1 pseudogene is annotated in these 1071 nt (G+C 69.2%); it reads right to left on the minus strand.

Features of this window, described 5'->3' with window-relative positions:
* Nucleotides 1-181, minus strand: a pseudogene (locus tag ACFW2E_RS47670) (hypothetical protein); the annotation flags it as partial.
* Between the last annotated feature and the right edge of the window lie 890 nt (nt 182-1071).

Below are 1071 nucleotides of genomic sequence, written 5' to 3' on the forward strand. Positions count from 1 at the left end.
TGTCCCACTCGGTGCCGCTGAGGTTGAGCCGGAAGTTCGGCACTTCGACGCCGTGGCCCTCCAGGGTGTATCCCTTGCCGTCGAAGACGTGGGACACCCGCTGCCTCTGCTTGAACACCTCGCCGGACGTCTCGTCGACGACGACCGCCAGCCGACGCGGCTTGCGACCCGTTCCTGTCATGCTCGGCTCCGATCCGAGAGCTACGCGCTAAGGGGCTGTTTTCCGCCCCTTAGCTCCGCTGTGAGCTACGTTACGGCCGCGATACTACACATGACTCTCCGAAACGTGACCCCTTAGTGCGGCGTGTTGCGTGTCGTGTCGTGTGGCGGCCGTGCTCTAAGGGGCACTTATCTGCCCCACAAGGTGCACTTTTTTGCCCCTTACGCGAGCGTTTCCGCAGGTCAGGAGTATGGTCCCCTTCTTAGTTCAAAAGGCGCGCCCCTCCTCGCGTCCCACCGGCGCACGCCTCGGTACCGCTCCCTGCGTCCCTGCACCACCCACGGGGTTCGCGCCGAACGGCACCTACGAGGGAGGCCGGCCCTCTGCTCTCCGTAGTGACGCCCGGGGTCGGCGAGTCCTCAGCCCTGGCGGGCTTGCGGGTCCCGACTGATGCCACCTGGTCGCCGCTGGCGACCGCACGTCGTCCTCGGCTGGCCACAAGCAGGGAGGAAGCGTTGTGCTGCCGGTGGGTGGCTGAGGTACCTCCGTACCGCCGTCATCGACGTCCCCGCCGCAGGGGTTGCCTTTCTGTGGCTGAGGTCGATTCCCCCGCCGTTGATCACCCGCACCAGGGAAGGCCAGCCCACGAGGGGCGCGCGTGCGCACGGTCGCCGGGTGAGGCGTTCGGTAGGTGCCGGGCAGCAGCTCCGGGACCGAGCCCCGGCGGGCGGGGGTCCGGAGGAGCCCGCCGGGGGTGTGCGCAAGGGCGTAGCCCGTAGCCCCGGAGCGCAGCGGAGGGGTCGCTAGTAGGAGGCCGCAACGGCGCGAACCACCCACCGGACAGGGTCCGGCCTCCGGAGGCGACGCACTGCCGGACCGGGCCGTAAGGTCCGGTGCCCGACCACTGCGGG

The organism is Streptomyces sp. NPDC058964 (genome assembly GCF_042741275.1).
GTDB lineage: Bacteria > Actinomycetota > Actinomycetes > Streptomycetales > Streptomycetaceae > Streptomyces.